The sequence below is a fragment of the Mycobacterium sp. URHB0044 genome, assembly GCF_000620625.1.
Classification (GTDB): domain Bacteria; phylum Actinomycetota; class Actinomycetes; order Mycobacteriales; family Mycobacteriaceae; genus Mycobacterium.
The window spans coordinates 1-21,966 of the sequence record NZ_JIAW01000007.1 but is presented as its reverse complement, the minus strand read 5'-3'; the positions used below and the strand labels follow the sequence as shown (position 1 = coordinate 21,966).

The window sequence follows — 21,966 nt, the reverse complement described above, 5'->3', positions numbered from 1 at the left end:
ACACAGTCAGTAAGAGTGGTGGAGGGTGATTAGTCCAGTGTGCTGCCATTGATGAGTGTCACAGTCGTCGTCAATGGCAACGGCTAGTCACTCAACGTCGATACGTTGCTAAAACTGATCCAGGTTGGACGGGTCGAGACGTTGCCACGCCCGTGGTGCCATGAAACGGACGCGGATTTCGTCGTCGACCGCTCAGCGTTGCGACGAGGGATTGCGCCGACAATTGCCGACTCCCCCGTGGCTGACCCACCGAGGGACGGTGCAAATCGTCGTTAGCTGGCAAACAAGATCGGAATTGCCGGGTCCGGCCACGGCAGCACAAAGCGACCGACAAGGCGGTCGTTGGGAGAGTCGTCGGCCCCCGGGGCGCGCTCGCGGTACGGGACCAGTGAGGTGGTCGAGTGCGTGTGTGAGCGCGACACGAACTGCGACGCGCCGAGGACTGTCGGAGGGCGTCAATACCGTGAGGGCATAAGCGCTGCCGCGGAGCCAAACGCACACATACGTGCGCGCTGCGGCGGGCATTACCTGGCGATAAGCCATGCTGTCCGAGCACACGTGTATGAGAGGTCTGACGGCATGTCGAAACGATCAAAGAACCGGCGGCGTAAGCACCGAACGAAAGCTTCAAGTCGCTCAAGCAACACTCGAGATGCGGGGAAATTCCTGAGCGACGTGCTCAACGAACTCAGGCTGTTCCGGGACTGTGAGACAAGCCAGGACGTCAGAGCGGTTCTTTATGAGCAGACTAAACAAGCGGTTTCGGCGATCGCAGATCTTGTCGCCGATGCTGATGCGTTCGACGTAATAGAACTCATGCGAATGCGGGAGTTCCCACCGGTTCCCGACCCAAGAGTGGTTATGCCTGACGGGTCTGCTCTTGTTGTCGAGATCATTGCGGCAGTGTTGCTATCACGAGCGGGCCGTAAACCGGGCCCTCGACCACGCCTCGAGACGCGTCCCCACGAAGCAGTCGCAGAACTGCATCGGCATGGCGCCCGGCTGAGTCGCATCGCGCTGTACAGGTTGCAGTTTGAGTCGCGCCTACGGGACGACCCACTCGCTGCTCTCGCTGCGGAGTACCAAGGCGCGGTGTTGAATATCCGCAATTTGCAATACGACCAGATCCGCCTCGACCATGAGAGGCGTCTGTTCGCTAATGCCACCGTTGAAGAGCTTATGCAGCGGCATCTCCGCTACAGCTACGCCGACGTGCTAGCTGTTCGTTCAGCCATGACAGAGCTGTCGTCTCAACGGATGACTGCATTGCGAGACGGCACTGCCGATATTGTCGAGAAGTACTCGGACGTTCCCCCGGGTGAAATTCCGGCCGAAGACGCAGATGCGTTCATGCACATGATGATTCCGTTCATGTTCCTCCCGGCAGACCGAGCTGTGATCACTGGTGCGAATGTTGCGGGAGCGGCGGGGATTGATGTCGAGACAGCGACAACGGTGCTGAATTCCTACGCCCAGACCTTCGACAGCACTGTGGACGCGGTTGATCGTGTGTACAACATGCTGGCCGGGACTAATCCGTTCCTCCTCACACCTCTCGTCACAGATGGCGAAGGCAATTTCGTCGCCACGACCAACGACGTTGGGCTGGACTCATTGCGGCGCATCTTCGAGAAGGCGCTGCCTCCCAACTCGCCGGAGTTCGTGCGTTACGACAAGGGTGCTCGCCAAAAAACAAGCGAAAGCATCGCTCTGGAACAGCTTGAGAAGATTCTTGGTGTTGCACCGAAGTTCGCCGGCTTCGAGTACATCGCGCCCAAGACCCCCGAGACCGAACACCTATTGAATCGCACCTGCGACGACTTAAATGGTGTTGGAAAGCAGGTCGAAGGAGACGGGCTGTTTGTGTTCGACGACGTAGCGATCATCCTCGAGGTCAAGGGCAAGTCCATAGCCGTTCAAGCACGTCGCGGAGATATCCGGAGGCTCGGTACTGACTTGAAGGCCACGGTCGGTGATGCCTGCACGCAGGCCGGGCGTCTGAAACGTCTCATTCTTATGAACGGTGGCGTTTGGCTCGGAGACCGCACTTGGCTCGACCTCACGCATGTGCGGGAGGTCCGGTCCATCGTTGCGCTGCTTGACGATATCGGACCCCTTGGCACTGCGATAGGTGACCTCCAGAGAGCCGGCATCATTGCTCAAAACGACGACGCTTCTTGGATTACCTCTTTACACGACCTCACTACGATCGCGCAGATTTGCGATCGGCCGTCTGAGTTTCTCCTCTACATTCGACGGCGGACAGATAGCGGAGTGGCAGCACAATTCCGCGCGTTCGATGAACTCGACCTCTACATGCTCTTCCTGCAAGGCGGATTGTATGTGGATCCGGACTCGGAGGTCGACGAGACGGAGCCGCCGTGCACACTGGTTGCAGATCATTGCCAGCCTCTGAATCTGTGGATGCAGCGGGATTCATTGGGAGAGTGCGAAACTCCCCCTGTTAAGCCGAGTTTCAACGCCGTACCCGAAATACTTCGTCTGATCGACTGCGTCACCGGCTTCGGGGCGACCGGCCGATTGCGTTTCGGCGCCGATCTGCTCGCTTTAGCCGGGGAGACGCAAAAGCAGATCACCGACACCGTCGCTGAGTTGGCTCGGCGCGCAACCAGTGACGGCAATTACCACGATGCTGTCCTAGGATTTAGCGGCGTGTGGGGATACCCGACCATATTCCTTGCGGTGGCTAATCATGACTCCGACCTAGACGCGGCTCGACGGCGCCTGCAGATATACCTGACTGCTAAGGGCTACCAGGTCAATTCGGACCGGTCGTACGGTCTGCTTTTCGACGAGACCTCTCGCTTGGACTCGTTTCTCTACGCAAACACTATTCCCCAAGACGATCTTGAGCTGAATGCGCTTGTGCAGCGAATGGGCTTGGGTAACGACTAAGTATGAGATGACAGCTTCATCAGAACCTTGGCGCTCAACCGCTTTCACGATGCCGCATAGCAGGCTCGAGATCTCTTAGATGCACCGTCCATGAAGCTACGGCACATGGCGTCGCTGATGATCTACTTTGGCCAACGTCGGGACGGTGCAGTCTCGGCTAGGCCACATGACGGCGACCGCGACGCTTGATCAGTACGGGCATCTCTTCCCCAATGACGTTGACGAAGTAGCTGACAAGATGGACGACCTTGTTTCAGGGTGTGTTCGAGAGGGCCAGGTCTGAGCGATAGGACGTGCTCTGATCTCGCGCTCATCTGGTAGAGCTGCTGGGGACCGAACCCGGCAGCCCGCAATGCCGTCAAAGCCAGGCGACGGCCTTGGCCGAACGGAGTGACGGAGGCGTCGGAGCGGGCGGTGCTCAACTTCGCCACGCGACACTCGACAAGTCGGTGTTCCGGCCTACCGTACTCCGGGCCAACGGCGCTGCCGAGGCTTCGGGCGACGAGCGACCCTCCACACGCGCTCCGATACATGTACGCAAGCCTTTGCGCGCGGCGGGACTCGACTACATGGCGGCGTGCCTGTTCACGGGCCACTTCGAAACCGACGACCCTTGCGAGCCACACGAACCTCTTCAACTTTGACGACCAAACGGGCCCAACGGGCGCGCTGGGAGCGCCATGGAGGAGGGGCGGAACTATGGGCCGAACGTAGTTGCTTTGAGTGGTTAGTCGGTGGAGTCGAACGCCGTATCAACGCGGGCCAATCGCGTGATCAACCTGCGCAGGTCGGCATATGCTGACATGATCACCTCTTCGCTGGGCCGATCCTCTTCGCGGCCGTGGGCGAGGGTGTTCCTCAAACCGTAGGTGTCGGCTATTAATCCAACCTCTTTATCGGTCAGTACATGTGCTCTCAAGAGCATTTCGACTTTGTCGGGCAAGGTTTTTTCAGCTGCCGATTCGCCGAAGCGACGCGCGACGAAGGCGTCGAGGCTTCGGGTGAAATCGCCCCACTCGGCGAGCAGTTCGCCTATTGAACGTTGCTGTACCCGCAGGCTGCTCTTCTCTGCTTCGTGAAGCCGCTTGCGGTTTCCGAGGAAATAGTAGGCACTGACTGCCGCGACAAAAAGCGTCACGCCCGCGCTAATCATCGCTGCGACCAGACTCGTTGAGGGGGACCCGGCGGCCTGAGCCGCGCGGATACTCAACACGACCACGGCGGTTCCGATCAGGGCGCCGCCAATAGTGCCTGCCGATGCCGCAAGAAAGCGGAGTCGATCGGCCTTCAACTCGCCCGCGCGCACCCGATCTCGCTCGCGTTTCCCTTGTTGGCTCCGGATGGCTGCGAGGACCTCGGAAACGCCAATCTCTGGATAGTCCGAGATACTTGCCGCGATTGCCTTCGCTTCATCCAGTATCTCAAGCCGTAGGTCACCAATGTATGAGTCAAGCGCAGCTTGGGCCGATGGTGTGAGGCTCCGCTCGGTGCGGTCAGTCATTTGCGCTCCTTCGTCACCGCTACCGCTGCGCATATGACACCGACTACAAGCATCCCTACGAAGAGCAAAAGCCCCCAGGTTTCTTTGATGTTGTTAGTTGCGAGGCCGCCGACGTAGCTGCACGCATACACAACGATCGCCAGAATGTAGACGGAAGCGGCTGTCTTGGCCTTCGGCGCGAGGTAGTACTTGCGCAACCGGAGGTTCGCATCGTGTACATGGGACGGCGTGACTTGCTTGTTCGCCCCTCCAGGATTTTGAAGCGATTCGATACCGCGCGCCTCAGCAATGAGACTCTCGCGGTACTCAGCGACGCACTCGGCCAACTTAGCTTCGGCCTGGTTCGTGAAGTCTGGCGTAGCTGTCACCGTGCTGACGCTGCCGCGAGGACCACTATCGCCATCAGACAACCCCCACCGTGTTCACCACCCGATTCGGTGGCTGGGAAGCTACCAGAACCATGCCCTGGATTCGCTCGACCGCGCCGCACCGGCGCGTACGCGCCTCAGAGGCCGAATAGCCGTTCGACCTGCGAAAACTCCTCTACCAGGTACTTCCTTGGAGCGGGCGACGGGAATCGAACCCGCGTAGCTAGTTTGGAAGACTAGGGCTCTACCATTGAGCTACGCCCGCGTGCACTGCAACGGAGACTGTACCGGCGCCGACGTAACCAAATCCAATTGAATGCGTCGTGCGCGCAGCCCGTAGTATTCCGACCGCAGTAGTCACGGGGTGTAGCGCAGCTTGGTAGCGCATCCGCTTTGGGAGCGGAAGGCCGCAGGTTCAAATCCTGTCACCCCGACACGGACCGACATCGAACAGACATGCAAGGAGTAATGCCGTGAAGAGCACCGTCGAGAAGTTGAGCCCGACCCGGGTTCGCATCAACGTGGAGGTGCCGTTCACGGAACTCCAACCCGACTTCGACCAGGCGTTCAAGGAACTGGCCAAGACGATCCGCATGCCCGGCTTCCGGCCCGGCAAGGTGCCCGTGAAGCTGCTCGAGTCGCGCATCGACAAGCAGGCCATGCTCGACCAGGTGGTCGGCGAGGCCGTGCCCGGTCGCTACAGCGAAGCGGTCGCCAGCGCCGAGGTGCAGCCCCTCGGGCAGCCCGAGATCGAGGTCACCAGCAAGGAGTACGGCGAGGACCTGGTCTTCACCGCGGAGGTCGACGTCCGGCCCGAGATCGAGCTGCCCGATCTCGAGGCACTGACCATCACCGTCGACCCGATCAAGGTCGAGGACGACGAGGTCGACAAGGAACTGGAGTCGCTGCGGGCGCGGTTCGGCACCCTCACCGGTGTCGAGCGCGGCGCGCAGGAGGGCGACTTCGTCTCGATCGACCTGTCGGCCACCGTCGACGGCGAGGACGTGCCGGAGGCCAAGACCGAGGGGCTGTCGCACGAGGTCGGCTCCGGCCAACTCATCGAGGGTCTCGACGACGCGATCAAGGGCCTCAAGGCCGGCGAGAGCAAGGTGTTCACCACCACGCTGGTCGCCGGTGAGCACGCCGATCAGGAAGCTCAGGTCACCGTCACCGTCAACTCGGTGAAGGAGCGCGAGCTGCCCGAGCCCGACGACGAATTCGCCCAACTGGCAAGTGAATTCGACACCATCGAGGAGCTCAAGGCGAGCCTCGTCGAGCAGGTCGAGCGGGTGAAGCGGATCAACCAGGCCGAGCAGATCCGCGACAAGGCGCTGGAGACGCTGCTCGAGCAGGTCGACGTGCCGCTGCCCGAGGCCATCGTGCAGGCGCAGGTCGACGACACCCTGCACAACGCCATCCACGCTCTCGACCACGACGAGGCCAAGTTCGCCGAGGCGCTGGAGAAGGAAGGCAGCACGCGCGAGGAGTTCGACGCCGACAGCCGCAGCAATGCCGAGAAGGCCGTCAAGACGCAGCTGCTCATGGACGCGGTCGCCGACAAGCTCGACATCCAGGTCGGACAGAACGACCTCACCGAGCGCCTGGTGCTGATGTCGCGTCAGTACGGCATCGAGCCGCAGCAGCTGCTGCAGGTGCTGCAGCAGAACAACCAGCTGCCCGCGATGTTCGCCGACGTGCGCCGCGGCCTGACCATCGCCGCCGTCGTGCACGGCGCGACGGTCAAGGACACCGACGGCAACGAGGTCAACACGGACGAGTTCTTCGGCCCGTCCACCTCCACCGACGGTGCCGAGACGCCCGCCGAGGACGATCAAGCCGAGTCGGAAGACGACGACGACAAGTGACGCTGTGAGCGAACGCGCGCCGTTTGAGGAAGTGCGCGGTGGCTCCGAGTGGTTACTGTCGGTGAACATGATGGCGAGTACGAATACTCGAGAAAGCAGGTACGAGTCGTGACTGACATGCGTTCTAGCTCGGCGGGGCTCAACCTCGTCGACTCGGTTTATGAGCGGTTGCTCTCCGAGCGCATCATCTTCCTGGGCTCACAGGTCGACGACGACATCGCCAATCGGCTGTGCGCGCAGATCCTGCTGCTGTCGGCGGAAGACCCCACCAAGGACATCCACCTCTACATCAACTCGCCGGGCGGCTCGATCAGCGCAGGCATGGCGATCTACGACACGATGGTGCTCGCACCGTGCGACGTCGCCACCTACGCCATGGGCATGGCCGCGTCGATGGGCGAGTTCCTCCTCGCCGCGGGCACCAAGGGCAAGCGCTACGCCCTGCCGCACGCCCGCATCCTGATGCACCAGCCTCTCGGCGGCATCACCGGCGGCGCCGCCGACATCGCGATCCAGGCCGAGCAGTTCGCCTTGATCAAGAAGGAGATGTTCCGGCTGAACGCCGAGTTCACCGGCCAGTCGCTCGAGCGCATCGAGCAGGACTCCGACCGTGACCGTTGGTTCACGGCCCAGGAGGCGCTGGAGTACGGCTTCGTCGACCACATCATCACCAACGCCAGCTTCAACGGAGTCAAGCCATGATCGACCACACCGACCCCCGGCTACAGCCGCAGGCGCGCTACATCCTGCCGTCGTTCATCGAGCACTCGAGCTTCGGTGTCAAGGAGTCCAACCCGTACAACAAGCTGTTCGAGGAGCGCATCATCTTCCTCGGCGTGCAGGTGGACGACGCCTCGGCGAACGACATCATGGCGCAGCTGCTGGTCCTCGAGTCCCTGGACCCCGACCGCGACATCACCATGTACATCAACTCGCCGGGTGGCTCGTTCACCTCGCTGATGGCGATCTACGACACGATGCAGTACGTGCGGGCCGACATTCAGACGGTCTGCCTGGGTCAGGCCGCGTCGGCTGCAGCGGTGCTGCTGGCGGCGGGTACGCCGGGCAAGCGCCTCGCGCTGCCCAATGCGCGCATCCTGATCCACCAGCCATCGCTGGGTGGCGTCATCCAGGGTCAGTTCTCGGACCTGGAGATCCAGGCTGCCGAGATCGAGCGCATGCGCACCCTGATGGAGACCACGCTGGCACGGCACACCGGCAAGGACGCAGAGCAGATCCGCAAGGACACCGACCGCGACAAGATCCTGACGGCCGAGCAGGCCAAGGAGTACGGGATCATCGACACGGTCCTGGAGTACCGCAAGCTCTCCGCGCAGAACGCCTGATCGCTCGTCGGTACGACCGGTACGTTGGTGGGTACCGCTCTCGGAGCGGTAACGGCGGCGACACGCCAACGACACGGTGGCGCGTTACGACGGGCTGCGGGGGAGCGCAGGAGATATGTTCTCCTCCAACGCAGGTAAATATCACCGACGCGATTCGGCTTTATCGGTCGCATGGCGCCGGATCAAGCGGGTAGCGTCGGGAAATACACCCCGAGGCCACCACAACCGGCTCGACCCATACAACCGGCGAACAGGAAAGTAGGACCGCAGGGAAATGGCACGCATTGGAGATGGCGGCGACCTGCTGAAGTGCTCGTTCTGTGGCAAGAGCCAAAAGCAGGTCAAGAAGCTCATTGCCGGACCCGGCGTGTACATCTGCGACGAGTGCATAGACCTGTGCAACGAGATCATCGAGGAAGAGCTCGCCGACGCCGATGACGTCAAACTCGACGAGCTGCCCAAGCCGATGGAGATCCGGGACTTCCTCGAGGGCTACGTCATCGGCCAGGACACCGCCAAGCGGACACTGGCCGTCGCGGTCTACAACCACTACAAGCGCATCCAGGCGCAGGAGAAGACGCGCGACTCGCGTGCCGAGCCCGTCGAGTTGGCCAAGTCCAACATCCTGATGCTCGGCCCCACCGGCTGCGGCAAGACCTACCTGGCGCAGACGCTGGCCAAGATGCTCAACGTGCCGTTCGCCATCGCCGACGCCACCGCGCTGACCGAAGCCGGCTACGTCGGTGAGGACGTCGAGAACATCCTGCTCAAGCTGATCCAGGCCGCCGATTACGACGTCAAGCGCGCCGAGACCGGCATCATCTACATCGACGAGGTCGACAAGATCGCCCGCAAGAGCGAGAACCCGTCGATCACCCGCGACGTCTCGGGCGAGGGCGTCCAGCAGGCGCTGCTGAAGATCCTGGAAGGCACGCAGGCGTCGGTGCCCCCGCAGGGCGGGCGCAAGCATCCGCACCAGGAGTTCATCCAGATCGACACCACGAACGTGCTGTTCATCGTGGCCGGCGCGTTCGCCGGGCTCGAGAAGATCGTGTCCGACCGTGTCGGCAAGCGCGGCCTCGGCTTCGGCGCCGAGGTGCGGTCCAAGGCCGAGATCGACACCCAGGACCACTTCGCCGAGGTCATGCCCGAGGATCTGATCAAGTTTGGCCTGATCCCCGAGTTCATCGGCCGGCTGCCCGTCGTCGCATCGGTGACCAACCTCGACAAGGAGTCGTTGGTCAAGATCCTGTCGGAGCCCAAGAACGCTCTGGTCAAGCAGTACACGCGGCTGTTCGAGATGGACGGCGTCGAGCTGGAGTTCACCGAGGACGCCCTCGAGTCCATCGCGGACCAGGCCATCCATCGTGGCACCGGCGCCCGCGGGCTGCGCGCCATCATGGAAGAAGTCCTGCTGCCGGTGATGTACGACATCCCCAGCCGTGACGACGTCGCCAAGGTAGTCGTGACGAAGGAGACCGTCGAGGACAACGTGCTGCCGACCATCGTGCCGCGCAAGCCCACACGTACCGAGCGCCGCGACAAGAGCGCTTAGCCGCTGCGGCTTCGGCCTTGATTCGTACTGCGTCGTCGTTGCGCCGCGGCACGGGCGGGCGACAGAACGGATCGGCGCAGCTCATCGGCTCGCCTTCGGACGTCGTTCCCGAATCACCTCGTCGACGAGCGCGGCGGTCTCGGCAATCCCGTCCCGCTGGGCGAAGGCCGCCTCCAACTCGCGGGCGTGCCGCAGGAAGCGTCCGTCGTCGAGGATTTCACGCACCGCGCCGCGGATCATCGTCGGCGTGGGCGTCCCGGTCTTCAGGTTGATCCCGGCACCCGACCACGCCACCCGCGCCGCGACCTCCGGCTTGTCCTCGGTGCTGCCTGCCACGATGAGCGGGACGCCCGTCGAGACCGCCCGTTGCACCGCGCCGTATCCGCCGTTGGTGACCATCACGTCGACCTTGGGCAGCAGCACGTCGTGCGGAATGTATTCGGCGACGCGGGTATTCGACGGCAACGGCACCGAGATGTCGCGCACATCCCGGCCTCCAGTGGTGACCACTACCGTCACGTCTTCGTCGGAAAGCGCCTCGATCGCCGGCTCGATCAGCCGCGACAGGTCGGCATTGTCGACGGTGCCCTGGGTGACGTGGACGACGGGCCGGTCGCCGTCCAAGTCGGCCCACCAGTGCGGCGGTACGTAGCAGCGCGACGACGGTGGATGCACGGCACCGACGAATCTGACGTTGGCCGCCAGGTCGCTGCAGGGGTATTCGAAGCTGGGCACCGTCGGCACGATGAAACGGTCGGCCAGCACGCCGACGTCGAGCAGGAACACCGGAAGTTCCCGTACGCCGAGGGTGGCCAACATCGCATTGGTCGTTCGGTGTGCCTCCCGCAGGATCACCTTCTGCGACAAGAGGTTCAACGCCCGGTTGCGGAGCCGGCCCACCGTGCCGGTACCGGGAGGAAGGCCCATGCCGGTGGGAGCGGTGTCGCGGCTGGACAACATGAGCGGCGTCGGCGTGAAGTACACCACCGGCGGGCGATCCGCGGGGTCGCCGAGCAACAGCGGCACGACGCCGAAGAAGCCGTAGTCGACGATGATCGCGTCGAAGTGGCCTCGGGCCGTCGCCATGCTCATTTCGGCGGCCTGATGGGGCATCGGGTTGAGGAACAGCCGGATGAGGGCGAGGTTGAGCGCCTTCAGGCGTGAGGTCCGACCGCGGGCCGACGAGTCGAACGGCGACGCGTCGAAGTCGGCGATCGCGGGGAGGGGATGCGGCCTGGCGCCCGTGGCTTGGATGGCTTCGGTGTGTGCCGCGCCCGTCATCACGGTGACGCGGTCGCCGCGGGCGACCAGGTCCTGCGCGATGGCGAGCAGTGGGTTGATGTGCCCGAGCGGGGAGAGCGATGCAATGAGGATCTCTGCCATGGCGTTTACTTCGCCCCCGCGACGGAGCGCTCGCTGATGACTTCATCGATGAGCGAGGCGATTTCGGCAACGCCGTCCCGCTTGGCGTAGGCGATCCGTAGCCGCGCGGCGGCCTGCCGGTAGCCATCGTCGTTGAGCACCGAGCGTACCGCCCGGCGGACCTCGCCCGCGGTCGGCACGCCGGTGCGCAGGTTCACGCCGGCACCGAAGTACTCGACCCGCGCGGCCACCTCCGGCTTGTCCTCGGTGTTGCCCGCGACCACCAGGGGCACGCCCGTAGCGAGCGCCCGTTGGACCGCGCCGTACCCGCCGTTGGTGACCATGACGTCCACCGAGGGCAGTAGCACGTCATGCGGGATGTACTCGGCGGCGAACGTGTTCGGCGGCAACGGGGTTCGCAGTTGCGACACGGGGCGCCCGCCGGTGGTCACCACCACGGTGACGTCCTCGTCGGCCAGCGCCTCGATGGTCGGTTCGATCAATCGGCCCAGGTCGGCGTTGTCGATGGTGCCCTGCGTGACGTGCACGACGGGGCGCGGGGCGGACAACTCCCTCCACCACCGCGGTGCGACGAAGCCGTCGGCCGGTTCGGGGAGGACCGCTCCGACGAACCGCACGTGCGCGGGCAGGTCGCTGCGGTGGTATTCGAATTCGGGGATGGTGGGGACGATCAAGCGGTCGGCGAGTACGGCCGAATCCAGCAGGAACACCGGCAGTTTCGGTAGGGAGAGTGCCGCCAGCATGGTCTCGGCGGCGCGATGTGCTGGGCGCAGCAGGGCCTGCTGCGCCGCCAGGTTCAGCACGCGGTTGCGCAGTCGGCCGAACATGCCTGCGCCGGGCAGGATCCCGGTGCCGCCCGGCGCGGTGTCGCGGCTCGTCAAGAACAGCGGTGTCGTGGTGTAGGTCAGCACGGGAGGCCGGGACGTCTGGTCACCGAGCAGCATCGGCAGGACGCCGAGGAAGAACGCGTCGGCGATGATCGCGTCGAAGCGGTGGGCGGCCATCAACTCATCCAGGGCGGCGGCCTGGTGCGGCAGCGGGCGCACGAAGACGTGCTTGACGTCGAAGTTCACCCGGGCAATGCCGGAGGTGTCGGCGCGCCCTGGCAGGTCGGCATCGAAGGAGGAGTCGTCGTAGTCGGCGCCGTAGGGCAACGCGTGTGGGGTCGCGCCCGTGGCACGAATCTTGGCGGCGTGCCGCGCCGACGTCAGGAACCTGACGTCGTCGCCACGGCTGACGAGGCCGCGTGCGACGTTCAGCAGCGGGCCGACGTGGCCGATGGGTGGGCATGCTGCAATCAGAATCTCCGCCACGACGATGGCTCCCTCACTGGTCTGGTGCGTGTATCGACAGGAGTCGATGCTGCGCGACCAGGGGGCAGTCGAGCTTGGAGGTTGTGTGGAGATTGGGTGGAGATTGCAGGTACAGCTGCTATCCGGCGTGCTTGACCCGATCCGGCCGGGTGTAGACGTTCATCGATTCGCCGCGCAGAAACGCCACCAGGGTCAGTCCGGCCTGGCTGGCCAGATCGACGGCGAGCGACGACGGAGCCGACACCGCGGCGAGCACCGGAATGCCCGCCATGACGGCCTTTTGCGTGAGCTCGAACGAGGCGCGTCCGCTGACCAGCAGCACGGTGCCGGTCAGGGGGATGCGCTCGTTTTCGACCGCCCAGCCGATGACCTTGTCGACGGCGTTGTGCCGCCCGATGTCCTCCCGCACGACGAGCACGGTGCCGTCGGCGTCGAACAACGCGGCGCCGTGCAGACCGCCGGTGCTGGCGAACACGCGTTGCGCACTGCGGAGGCGGTCGGGCATCGCCGACAGCGCTTCGGCGGCGACCACGGTCGGATCGTCGCCGGGCGAGTGCCGGCTGATGGTCCGGACGGCGTCGATGGAGCCCTTGCCGCAAATCCCGCACGACGACGTGGTGTAGAAGTTGCGCGTCACGTCCACGTCAGGCATTGCCACACCGGGTGCCAGGGTGACGTCGAGGACGTTGTAGGTGTTGGCGCCGTCCGGCCCCGCGCCGCGGCAGTATTCGACGCGGGCGATGTCATCGCGTCGGCCGATCACGCCCTCGGTGAGCAGAAAGCCTTGCACCAGTTCGACGTCGGAGCCCGGCGTGCGCATCGTGACGGTGATCGCGGCGCCGTTGACGCGCAACTCGAGGGGCTCTTCGACGGCCAGCGTCTCGGGGCGGGTGGTCACCGAGTCGGCCGTGAGGTGGTTGGCGCGCCGTCGCGCGGTGACCCTACCCATCGCCCGCCGCCTGATCGATGCCTGCCGGCTCCAGCCTGATCACGATCGCCTTGGACACCGGCGTGTTCGACTTCGCGGCCGTATGATCCAGCGGCACCAGCGGATTGGTCTCCGGGTAGTACGACGCGGCGTTGCCGACCGGCGTCGAATACGGCACGACGAGGAAGTCCTTGGCGCGACGCTCCTCGACGTGGCCTGCGGCGTCGGTGAACTCGGAGATCAGGTCGACGCGGGTGCCCTCGGCGAGGCCGAGCGAGGCGATGTCGGCCGGGTTGACGAACACCACCCTCCGCCCACCCTTGACCCCGCGGTAGCGGTCGTCGAGGCCGTAGATCGTGGTGTTGTACTGATCGTGGCTGCGCAGCGTCTGCAGCACCAACCGGCCCTTCGGAACCGGCACCCACTCCAGCGGGTACACCGCGAAATTGGCCTTGCCGGTCGTGGTCTGGAATTCGCGCGAGTCTCGGGGCGGGTGCGGGAGCTGAAAGCCGTCCGGCTGGCGCACCCGGGTGTTGTAGTCCTCGCACCCGGGAACGACGTCGGCGATGGCGTCGCGGACAAGGTCGTAATCCGCCGCGAACTCTTCCCACGGCACCGGATTTGCTTCGCCGAGAATCGCTCTGGCGAGCTCGCAGACGATCGCGACCTCGCTGCGCAGGTGCTCGCTCGGCGGCGTCAGGCTGCCGCGCGACAGGTGCACCATGGACATCGAGTCCTCGACCGACACCAGCTGCTTGTGGCCGTCGCGGAGGTCGCGGTCGGTGCGGCCCAGCGTCGGCAGGATGAGTGCCGTTGCGCCGTGCACGACGTGGCTGCGGTTCAGTTTGGTCGAGATCTGCACCGTCAGAGCGCAACTGCGCAACGCCGCCTCGGTGACGCCGGTGTCGGGGGTGGCCGAGACGAAGTTGCCACCCATGCCGATGAATACCCGGGCACGACCGTCGCGCATCGCCCGGATCGCGTCGACGACGTCGTGCCCATGATTGCGCGGACTGGTGATGCCGAACCGCGTGTCCAACGCCGCCAGGAAATCCTCGGGCATCTTCTCCCAGATGCCCATCGTCCGGTCGCCCTGGACGTTCGAGTGCCCGCGGACCGGGCACACGCCGGCGCCGGGCTTGCCGATCATGCCGCGCATCAGCAGCAGGTTGGTGGCTTCGCCGATGGTGGCGACCGCGTGCCGGTGCTGGGTCAGTCCCATCGCCCAGCAGAACACCGTCCGCTCCGAGGCGATCAGCATCCGGGCGACCCGCTCGAGCTGCTCGCGATCGATACCGCTCGCCTCGACCACGGTGTCCAGGTCGACTGCGCGGGCCTGCTTCTCGTAGTCGTCGAACCCGGCGCAGTGCTCGGCGATGAAGTCGCGGTCGAGCACGGAACCCGGGTCCTTGTCGTCGGCCTCGAGGAAGAGGCGGCCCAGACCGGCGAAGAACGCCATGTCGCCGCCGAGGCGAATCTGGACGAACTCGTCCGCGATCGGAACGCCGTGCCCCACCACGCCGTGCACCTTCTGCGGATCCTTGAACCGCATCAGGCCGGCCTCCGGCAGCGGGTTGACCGCGATGATCTTCGCGCCTGCCGCCTTGGCCTTCTCGAGCACCGACAGCATCCGCGGATGGTTCGTGCCGGGGTTCTGTCCGGCGATCAGGATGCAGTCGGCGTGTTCGACGTCGAGCACCGTCACCGATCCCTTGCCGATGCCGATGGAATCCACCAGCGCCGTCCCCGATGATTCGTGGCACATGTTGGAGCAGTCCGGCAGGTTGTTGGTGCCGAAGCTGCGCACCAGCAGCTGGTAGAGGAAGGCAGCCTCGTTGCTGGTGCGGCCCGAGGTGTAGAACTCCGCCTCGTCGGGACTGGACAGGGCCCGCAGCTCGTCGGCGATCAGCCGGTAGGCGTCGTCCCACTCGATCGGCCGGTAATGCGTATCGCCGGGGCGCAGCACCATGGGGTGGGTGAGGCGGCCCTGCTGGCCCAGCCAGTACTCGGGTTGGGCTTCGAGTTCCTTCACCGAGTGCCGCGCGAAGAACTCCGGAGTCACCCGGCGCTTGGTGGCTTCCTCGGCTACGGCCTTCGCGCCGTTCTCGCAGAACTCGGCCAGCTTGCGGCCACCGGGTTCCTCAGGCCATGCGCAGCCGGGGCAGTCGAACCCGTGTCGCTGGTTGAGCCGCGCCAACGTCGTCGCCGTCCGCACCGGACCCATCTGCTCCAGCCCGCGCTTCAGGGACACCATCACGGCCTTGACCCCGGCCGCCTCGTGCTCGCGCGGGGTGACCACCGCGGCTTGCTCGTCGTAGGTGGCGTCGATATCGCGGTCCGGTTTACGGCGGGTGGACATGACACCAATCTAGTCGTCGATCGTGGGCAGTTCAGACCCGGCAACCCACCGCTGCGCGCGCCGGAACGGCTGCTGGACGGGCCGCGCTCACGGCGCGCGGCGGCAAACATCCGGCACCCGCGGGTAGCAAACAGCGGCACCCGCCTTCTGTCGGTGACGTGCGCGTAACAGTCCCGGAACTCGGCGCTCCTAATGTGGGCCGGTCTAGTCCGCGAAACGGTTGCGGACGCATGCGGGGATAGGAACTCCATTGAGCGGAAACGCAGTACGTCTGCAGGCGATCAACAACGTCGAGGCGTACGTGCCTCCAGCGATCAGCTTCGACCCCACCGAGGCGCCCGGCGAGATCTTCGGTGCGAACGTCTTCACCCTGGCCGAGATGCGGCTGCGGCTGCCCAAGTCGGTGTACAAGTCCGTGGTCGGGACCATCGAGAAGGGCGCCAAGCTCGACCCGGCCATCGCCGACTCCGTCGCCTCGGTGATGAAGGACTGGGCGCTGTCGAAGGGCGCCACCCACTACGCGCACGTCTTCTACCCGATGACCGGGCTGACCGCGGAGAAGCACGACAGCTTCCTCGAGCCCGTCGGCGACGGACAGACGCTGGCCGAGTTTGCCGGCAAGACCCTGATCCAGGGCGAGCCGGACGCGTCCAGCTTCCCGTCGGGTGGGCTGCGCAGCACGTTCGAGGCACGCGGCTACACCGGCTGGGACGTCACCAGCCCGGCGTACATCCTGGAGAACCCGAACGGCAACACGCTGTGCATCCCGACGGTGTTCGTCTCGATGACCGGTGAGGCGCTGGACTACAAGACGCCGCTGCTGCGCAGCCAGCAGGCCATGGGCGCGCAGGCCGAGCGCATCCTGAAGTTGTTCGGGCACAAGGACTTCGACCACATCGTGTCGTTCTGCGGGCCCGAGCAGGAGTACTTCCTCGTGGATCGGCACTTCTTCCTGGCGCGTCCCGACCTGATCAACGCGGGCCGCACGCTGTTCGGCTCGAAGCCGCCCAAGGGCCAGGAATTCGACGACCACTACTTCGGCGCCATCCCCGAGCGGGTGCTCGGCTTCATGATGGACACCGAGCGCGAGCTGTTCAAGCTCGGCATCCCGGCGAAGACGCGGCACAACGAGGTGGCCCCCGGCCAGTTCGAGATCGCCCCGATGTTCGAGCGGGCCAACATCGCCGCGGACCATCAGCAACTCCTGATGACCACGTTCAAGACCATCGCCAAGAAGCACGGCATGGAGTGCCTGTTCCACGAGAAGCCGTTCGCAGGCGTCAACGGATCGGGCAAGCACGTCAACTTCTCGATGGGCAACGCGCAGTTCGGCAGCCTGCTGGTGCCCGGCGACACCCCGCACGAGAACGCCCAGTTCCTGGTGTTCTGCGCCGCGGTGATCCGTGCCGTGCACAAGTTCTCCGGCCTGCTGCGGGTCTCGGTGGCCTCGGCCACCAACGACCATCGCCTCGGCGCCAACGAGGCCCCGCCCGCGATCATCTCGATCTTCCTCGGCGACCAGCTGGCCGACGTGTTCGAGCAGATCGCCAAGGGTGCGGCCACGTCGTCGAAGGGCAAGGGCAGCATGATCATCGGCGTCGACACGCTGCCGGTGCTGCCGACCGATCCCGGCGACCGCAACCGCACCAGCCCGTTCGCGTTCACCGGCAACCGCTTCGAGTTCCGCGCGCCGGGCTCCGGGCAGACCATCAACGTCCCGATGATCATCCTCAACACGATCATGGCCGACTCGCTCGACTACATGGCCACCTGGCTGGAGAAGGCCGTCGGCGAGGGCGAGGACTTCGACATGGCCGTGCAGAAGCTGCTCACCGAGATCATCACCGAGCACGGCGCCATCGTGTTCAACGGTGACGGCTACTCCGACAACTGGCAGGTCGAGGCCGCCGAGCGTGGTCTGCCGAACCTCAAGACCACGCTGGACTCCATCCCGGAGCTGGTGAAGCCCGAGGCAATCGAGGTCTTCGAGAAGTACGGCGTCTTCAACGCGCGGGAACTAGAGAGCCGCGTCGAGGTCCGCTACGAGATGTACGCCCTCACGGTGGCCGTCGAAGCCAAGTTGACGCTCGAGGTCGGATCCACCGTGATTCTGCCCGCGGCGATCCGCTACCAGACCGAGCTGGCGCAGAACGTCGCGACGCTGAAGGCGGCAGGCATCGAGCCGGACATCACGCTGCTGCAGGCAGTTTCGACGCCGATCTCCGAGTTGACCGGTGCGTTGACGGCGCTCAAGGAGGCCATGGCCGCGCACGGTGGGGATACCGCGGCGGAAGAGGCCGCGCACGCGCAGAGTCTGCTGGCCCTGATGGACGGGGTGCGTGCCGCCGCCGACACGCTGGAAGGCGTTGTGGCCGACGACCTCTGGCCGCTGCCGACGTACCAGGAGATGCTCTACATCCTCTGATCGCCCGCTTGCCCGCCGAGGGTGCGGATTCGTACGCGACACGCCTTCGCGGTGTACGAATCCGCACTCTCGAGCGGGGTCAGGCGTTCTGCAAGAGTGGGAACCGGGCCGGGGCTCGATGGGCAAGTCAGGCCAAGGCGAGGAACAGCTTCTCCAGCTCTGCCTCGGTCATCGGCTCCTTGCCGTCAGCGGCTTCTCCAGTCAGGCATTCCCGCAATCCGGTCGCGACTATCTTGAATCCCGCCTTGTCCAGGGCACGCGATACCGCCGCCAACTGCGTTACGACGTCCTTGCACTCGCGCCCCTGCTCGATCATCGAGATCACCCCGGCGAGCTGGCCCTGTGCGCGGCGCAGTCGGTTGAGCACCGCAGCCATCGCCTCTTCGTCACCAACCATGATCAACGCTCCCTTCTAAACCCATAGCGATGGTACCCGTGGGGGTATTCCCGTGGTGGTCAGAGCGAGGTCCATTCGCCTTCCGATCAGCCGGGGCTGGAATCGACGAGCTGCGACACGATCGTCTGGGCGTCCCGGGCGGCCCCGCGGTTGTAGGGCAGCTTGGACAGCGCCATGCCCATTGCGCAGGTGTTGGTCAGCGACGCGAAGGTCAATCCGCCGCCGATCGCCGCGGCCATCCACTTGAGCTTGGGTGCCGCGAGGCTGCCCAGCACGCTGGTCAGCACGATCGAGCCGGCGACCAGTCGCACCTGGCGCTCGAGATCCCAGCGCTGGGCTCCGCGGTTGACCGCGAAACCCTTCGCCTTCCAGGCCGTGATCCCGCCGTCGAGGATGTGCACGTTGGCCAGCCCGGCGTTGCGGAGCGTTTCCTCGGCCTGGGCGGCGCGCTGACCGGAGCGACAGACCAGCACCACGTCTTCGTCGAGGTGCCTGACAATCTCGTCGCGGTGCTCGCGCAGGAGGTCGAGCGGAACGTTGTAGGCCCCCGCGATATGGGCGTTGTCGAACTCGCCGGGGGTTCGGACGTCGATGACGCGTGGCGGTGCCGTCGAGCCGAGGCGGTCGCTGAGGTCGTGCGAGTCGATGGTGGCGGGTGCCGTCATGGTGATCAGTCCTTCCGGAACGGCCGGTGGTGACGAAGACCTCTAGGTCCTTACATACCACCGGGGGTATTGTGCCGGCTTATGGTACACATACCCGGAGGGGTATTAGCAAGTAAAGGAATACAATACCCCCTGGGGTAACTTGACATACCTAGGGGGGTATAGGCACAGTTGAAGTATCAGCGCGATACCCACCGCTGAACGAAAGGACCGGCGAGATGAAGTTCACCCAGTACTACCTAGATTGTCTTTCTCACGCGTCGTATCTGATCGGCGACGAAACCACCGGCCGCGCAGTCGTTGTCGACCCGCAGCGTGACGTGGCCGAGTACGTAGCCGACGCCAAGGAGCTGGGTTACACGATCGAGTTGGTCATCGAGACGCACTTCCACGCGGACTTCTTGTCGGGCCACCTGGAGTTGGCGCAGGCTACCGGTGCGAAGATCGTGTACTCGACGGTCGCCGAGACAGAGTTCGATTCGATGGGTGTTGCCGACGGAGAGCGATACTCGCTCGGTGAGGTGACGCTGGAGTTCCGCCACACCCCGGGCCATACCCCGGAGTCGTTGAGCATCGTGGTGTATGAGGATGCCGGCGACGAGGTTCCCTACGGTGTGCTGACCGGCGATGCGCTGTTCATTGGCGACGTCGGCAGACCCGACCTGCTGGCCTCGATCGGTTTCACCCGCGAGGAATTGGCCGAGAAGCTGTATGACTCACTGCACGACAAGCTGATGACGCTGCCCGACGCGACCCGGGTATATCCGGCGCACGGCGCGGGCTCGGCGTGTGGCAAGAACCTGTCGACCGATCTGTGGTCGACGATGGGTGACCAGAAGGCGACGAACTATGCGCTGCGGGCGCCTGACAAGGCGACGTTCATGAAACTCGTCACCGAGGGGCAACCGCCTGCGCCCGGCTACTTCGGCTACGACGCGATGCTCAACCGCAAGGAACGCGGCCTGCTGGACGAGACGAAGATGCCGACGGCGATGACCTACGACCAGATGCGCGCCGCCATGGAAGGCGGCGCCGTCCTGGTCGACGGGCGCTCTCCCGAGGAGTTCGCCATGGGCCATCTGCGCCATGCGATCAATATCGGACTCGAGGGCCGCTACGCGGAGTTCGCCGGGTCGGTGCTGCCGTCCGACGTCGACATAGTGCTGTTCACCGAACCGGGTCAAGAGCTGGAAGGCAAGAACCGGCTCGCCCGAATCGGTTTCGACCGGGTGATCGGTCATCTGGCCGAGCCCTATCACGCGATGTTCACCCACCAGGACGACGTGCAGGTGGCATCGCGGTTGACGGCCAAGGCGTTCGACGAGCGGGCGTCGCGCATACGCGACTTGCAGATCGTCGACGTCCGCAACTCGGGTGAGGTCGCGGCCGGAACCGTCCCGAACGCGATCGCCATCCCGGTGGGCCAACTGCCCGCCCGGCTGGGTGAGCTCGACGCCATCAAACCAACCGTCGTGTATTGCGCAGGCGGCTACCGGTCATCGGTCGCGGCGAGCCTGCTGCGGCAGAACGGCTTCACCGACGTGAGCGACATCCTTGGCGGCTACGGCGCGTGGGACGAAGCCGTCCAGAAAGCATGAACGAACCGAGGCAGTCACCTCCCGCGGGCTGCGAACGCGCCTCGTAGAACTCCTATCCGAAAGACGAACCCGTGAACATCGGATTGGCTCTCGCCCTGGGCGCCGTCATCGGCATCCTGCTGGGCATGCTTGGCGGGGGCGGGTCCATCCTCGCCGTTCCGGCACTGGTGTACGTACTGGGTTTGGGTATAGAACAGGCCATCCCGATGTCGTTGATCGTGGTTGGGGTTGCTTCGGCGGTGGGTGCGTTGCCCAAAATCCTTGCCCGGCAGGTGCAGTGGCGGCTGGCGGCGGTGTTCGCGGTGGCCGGCATCCCGGCCACCTTTGTCGGAAGTGCCATTGGTAGACACCTACCGCAGCCAGTTCTTCTCACCGGCTTCGCCATGGTGATGGTGGTGGCGGGAATCCGGATGCTGCAAGACAACGGCGACACCGGCACCGCATGCAAGGTCGGCGATGCCGGAATCAACTGGCGCCGCTGCGCCCCGAGATCCATCCCTGCCGGGTTCCTCGTCGGTCTGCTCACGGGGCTGTTCGGCGTCGGCGGCGGCTTCCTGATCATCCCGGCGTTGGTGTTGATGCTGGGCGTGGAGATGTCGATCGCCATTGGCACGTCGCTTCTCACCATCGTCGCCAATTCGGCAGCAGGGGTCGTCTCACATCTGAGTGGTGGCAACATCGACTGGCCGATTACCGCCGCATTCGTCGGCACCGCCATCCTGGGCTCGTTGATCGCCGGCCACTACGGCACCAAGCTCCCCACGCGACGACTGCAGCACTGGTTCGCCTACCTGGTATTCGCCGTGGCTGCCTACGTACTCGTCGATACCGTGTTCATCCGCTAGGGTCAGGCGTTCTGGGGGAAGCCGAGTTCGATGCCGCCGTGGCTGGGGTCGAGCCAGCGGCTGGTGATGGCCTTTTGGTGGGTGAAGAACTGGACGCCGTCCATGCCGTGGGCATGGCTGTCGCCGAACAGGGACGCCTTCCAGCCGCCGAAGCTGTAGTACGCCATCGGGACGGGGATGGGCACGTTGATGCCGATCATGCCGACCTGGACTTCGTTCTGGAAGCGCCGGGCGGCGCCGCCGTCGTTGGTGAAGATCGCGGTGCCGTTGCCGTACGGGTTCGAGTTCACCAAATCCAGGGCCTCGTCGTAGGTCTCGACGCGGATGACCGACAGCACCGGCCCGAAGATTTCGTCGGTGTAGACGCTCATCTCGGGCGTCACGTGGTCGATCAGGGTGGGCCCTAACCAGAACCCTTCGGCGCCGCCGTTGGCTTGGACGTGGCGGCCGTCGACGACGATCTTGGCGCCGTCGGCTTCGCCGGCGTCGATGTAGGAGGCCA

The 21,966-nt window shown here is 64.7% G+C and carries 17 protein-coding genes and 2 tRNA genes; 9 read left to right on the top strand and 10 right to left on the bottom strand.

Features of this window, described 5'->3' with window-relative positions; genetic code table 11:
* Window positions 1-579: 579 nt before the first annotated feature.
* The gene (locus tag N536_RS0115960; protein WP_155948612.1) at window positions 580-2,916 is read left to right on the top strand and encodes a hypothetical protein; all 2,337 of its coding nucleotides are present in this window, start codon (window positions 580-582) and stop codon (window positions 2,914-2,916) included.
* Between the two features lie 727 nt (window positions 2,917-3,643).
* On the opposite strand, the gene N536_RS0115950 is transcribed toward N536_RS0115960, so the two are convergent.
* The 3 genes from N536_RS0115950 to N536_RS0115940 all read right to left on the bottom strand — a co-directional run bounded on the left by N536_RS0115950 (window position 3,644) and on the right by N536_RS0115940 (window position 5,050).
* A complete protein-coding gene (locus N536_RS0115950; protein WP_029114518.1) occupies window positions 3,644-4,417 on the bottom strand; it encodes a hypothetical protein in 774 nt (257 codons plus the stop codon).
* Complete coding sequence (locus N536_RS0115945; RefSeq protein WP_029114517.1) at window positions 4,414-4,785, bottom strand: hypothetical protein; 372 nt, start codon at window positions 4,783-4,785, stop codon at window positions 4,414-4,416. The genes N536_RS0115950 and N536_RS0115945 overlap by 4 nt, the downstream gene beginning before the upstream one ends.
* 191 nt (window positions 4,786-4,976) lie before the next feature.
* A tRNA-Gly gene (locus tag N536_RS0115940) sits at window positions 4,977-5,050 on the bottom strand.
* Between the two features lie 95 nt (window positions 5,051-5,145).
* Here N536_RS0115940 and N536_RS0115935 point away from each other — a divergent pair.
* The 5 genes from N536_RS0115935 (at window position 5,146) to clpX (ending at window position 9,551) form a co-directional block, all read left to right on the top strand.
* Window positions 5,146-5,219: transfer RNA gene (locus N536_RS0115935), tRNA-Pro, on the top strand.
* Window positions 5,220-5,258: 39 nt separating this feature from the next.
* Window positions 5,259-6,650 (top strand): trigger factor, encoded by a 1,392-nt coding sequence (gene tig, locus N536_RS0115930; RefSeq protein WP_029114516.1) that lies wholly within the window; start codon window positions 5,259-5,261, stop codon window positions 6,648-6,650.
* Between the two features lie 117 nt (window positions 6,651-6,767).
* Complete coding sequence (locus tag N536_RS0115925) at window positions 6,768-7,352, top strand: ATP-dependent Clp protease proteolytic subunit (RefSeq protein WP_197040161.1); 585 nt, start codon at window positions 6,768-6,770, stop codon at window positions 7,350-7,352.
* A complete protein-coding gene (gene clpP2, locus N536_RS0115920; RefSeq protein ID WP_029114514.1) occupies window positions 7,349-7,996 on the top strand; it encodes an ATP-dependent CLP protease proteolytic subunit ClpP2 in 648 nt (215 codons plus the stop codon). Before N536_RS0115925 ends, clpP2 begins: the two co-directional genes overlap by 4 nt.
* Window positions 7,997-8,270: 274 nt before the next feature.
* On the top strand, window positions 8,271-9,551 hold the full coding sequence (gene clpX / locus N536_RS0115915; RefSeq protein ID WP_029114513.1) for an ATP-dependent Clp protease ATP-binding subunit ClpX: 1,281 nt from the start codon (window positions 8,271-8,273) through the stop codon (window positions 9,549-9,551).
* A gap of 81 nt (window positions 9,552-9,632) precedes the next feature.
* Here clpX and N536_RS0115910 read toward each other — a convergent pair whose 3' ends face one another.
* From N536_RS0115910 to N536_RS0115895, 4 genes are all read right to left on the bottom strand, one after another.
* Window positions 9,633-10,934, bottom strand: a complete 1,302-nt coding sequence (locus tag N536_RS0115910; RefSeq protein WP_029114512.1) for a nucleotide disphospho-sugar-binding domain-containing protein — start codon at window positions 10,932-10,934, stop codon at window positions 9,633-9,635.
* 5 nt (window positions 10,935-10,939) lie between these two features.
* Window positions 10,940-12,247 carry a glycosyltransferase gene (locus tag N536_RS0115905; RefSeq protein WP_029114511.1) on the bottom strand — a complete coding sequence of 436 codons (1,308 nt, stop codon included), beginning with the start codon at window positions 12,245-12,247 and terminating at the stop codon, window positions 10,940-10,942.
* Between the two features lie 118 nt (window positions 12,248-12,365).
* Complete coding sequence (fdhD, locus tag N536_RS0115900) at window positions 12,366-13,196, bottom strand: formate dehydrogenase accessory sulfurtransferase FdhD (protein WP_029114510.1); 831 nt, start codon at window positions 13,194-13,196, stop codon at window positions 12,366-12,368.
* The gene (locus tag N536_RS0115895; protein WP_036436608.1) at window positions 13,189-15,534 is read right to left on the bottom strand and encodes an FdhF/YdeP family oxidoreductase; all 2,346 of its coding nucleotides are present in this window, start codon (window positions 15,532-15,534) and stop codon (window positions 13,189-13,191) included. The genes fdhD and N536_RS0115895 overlap by 8 nt, the downstream gene beginning before the upstream one ends.
* A gap of 250 nt (window positions 15,535-15,784) precedes the next feature.
* Here N536_RS0115895 and N536_RS0115890 point away from each other — a divergent pair, with 250 nt between their 5' ends.
* A complete protein-coding gene (locus N536_RS0115890) occupies window positions 15,785-17,959 on the top strand; it encodes a glutamine synthetase III (protein WP_029114508.1) in 2,175 nt (724 codons plus the stop codon).
* A gap of 127 nt (window positions 17,960-18,086) precedes the next feature.
* Here N536_RS0115890 and N536_RS0115885 read toward each other — a convergent pair whose 3' ends face one another.
* Together N536_RS0115885 and N536_RS0115880 are read right to left on the bottom strand one after the other, a co-directional pair.
* Window positions 18,087-18,356, bottom strand: a complete 270-nt coding sequence (locus N536_RS0115885; RefSeq protein WP_029114507.1) for a metal-sensitive transcriptional regulator — start codon at window positions 18,354-18,356, stop codon at window positions 18,087-18,089.
* 86 nt (window positions 18,357-18,442) lie between these two features.
* Window positions 18,443-19,021: a rhodanese-like domain-containing protein gene (locus N536_RS0115880; protein ID WP_081809231.1), complete on the bottom strand. Its 579-nt coding sequence runs from the start codon at window positions 19,019-19,021 to the stop codon at window positions 18,443-18,445.
* A gap of 218 nt (window positions 19,022-19,239) precedes the next feature.
* Here N536_RS0115880 and N536_RS0115875 point away from each other — a divergent pair, with 218 nt between their 5' ends.
* Both N536_RS0115875 and N536_RS0115870 read left to right on the top strand, forming a co-directional pair.
* The gene (locus N536_RS0115875) at window positions 19,240-20,619 is read left to right on the top strand and encodes a rhodanese-like domain-containing protein (RefSeq protein ID WP_029114505.1); all 1,380 of its coding nucleotides are present in this window, start codon (window positions 19,240-19,242) and stop codon (window positions 20,617-20,619) included.
* Between the two features lie 71 nt (window positions 20,620-20,690).
* Complete coding sequence (locus N536_RS0115870; RefSeq protein WP_029114504.1) at window positions 20,691-21,464, top strand: sulfite exporter TauE/SafE family protein; 774 nt, start codon at window positions 20,691-20,693, stop codon at window positions 21,462-21,464.
* A 2-nt stretch (window positions 21,465-21,466) separates the two neighbouring features.
* Here the strand turns inward: N536_RS0115870 and N536_RS38595 are convergent.
* Window positions 21,467-21,966 (bottom strand): aldehyde dehydrogenase family protein (locus N536_RS38595; RefSeq protein WP_036436604.1); only part of this gene is annotated, 500 nt, incomplete at its 5' end.

What these genes read in the sequence shown, in the direction of transcription:
- N536_RS0115960 (WP_155948612.1), top strand. Translation starts at nt 580, where the DNA reads ATGTCGAAACGATCAAAGAACCGGCGGCGTAAGCACCGAACGAAAGCT.
- N536_RS0115950 (WP_029114518.1), bottom strand. Translation starts at nt 4,417, where the DNA reads ATGACTGACCGCACCGAGCGGAGCCTCACACCATCGGCCCAAGCTGCG.
- N536_RS0115925 (WP_197040161.1), top strand. Translation starts at nt 6,768, where the DNA reads ATGCGTTCTAGCTCGGCGGGGCTCAACCTCGTCGACTCGGTTTATGAG.
- clpP2 (WP_029114514.1), top strand. Translation starts at nt 7,349, where the DNA reads ATGATCGACCACACCGACCCCCGGCTACAGCCGCAGGCGCGCTACATC.
- clpX (WP_029114513.1), top strand. Translation starts at nt 8,271, where the DNA reads ATGGCACGCATTGGAGATGGCGGCGACCTGCTGAAGTGCTCGTTCTGT.
- N536_RS0115910 (WP_029114512.1), bottom strand. Translation starts at nt 10,934, where the DNA reads ATGGCAGAGATCCTCATTGCATCGCTCTCCCCGCTCGGGCACATCAAC.
- fdhD (WP_029114510.1), bottom strand. Translation starts at nt 13,196, where the DNA reads ATGGGTAGGGTCACCGCGCGACGGCGCGCCAACCACCTCACGGCCGAC.
- N536_RS0115895 (WP_036436608.1), bottom strand. Translation starts at nt 15,534, where the DNA reads ATGTCCACCCGCCGTAAACCGGACCGCGATATCGACGCCACCTACGAC.
- N536_RS0115885 (WP_029114507.1), bottom strand. Translation starts at nt 18,356, where the DNA reads ATGGTTGGTGACGAAGAGGCGATGGCTGCGGTGCTCAACCGACTGCGC.
- N536_RS0115880 (WP_081809231.1), bottom strand. Translation starts at nt 19,021, where the DNA reads ATGACGGCACCCGCCACCATCGACTCGCACGACCTCAGCGACCGCCTC.
- N536_RS0115875 (WP_029114505.1), top strand. Translation starts at nt 19,240, where the DNA reads ATGAAGTTCACCCAGTACTACCTAGATTGTCTTTCTCACGCGTCGTAT.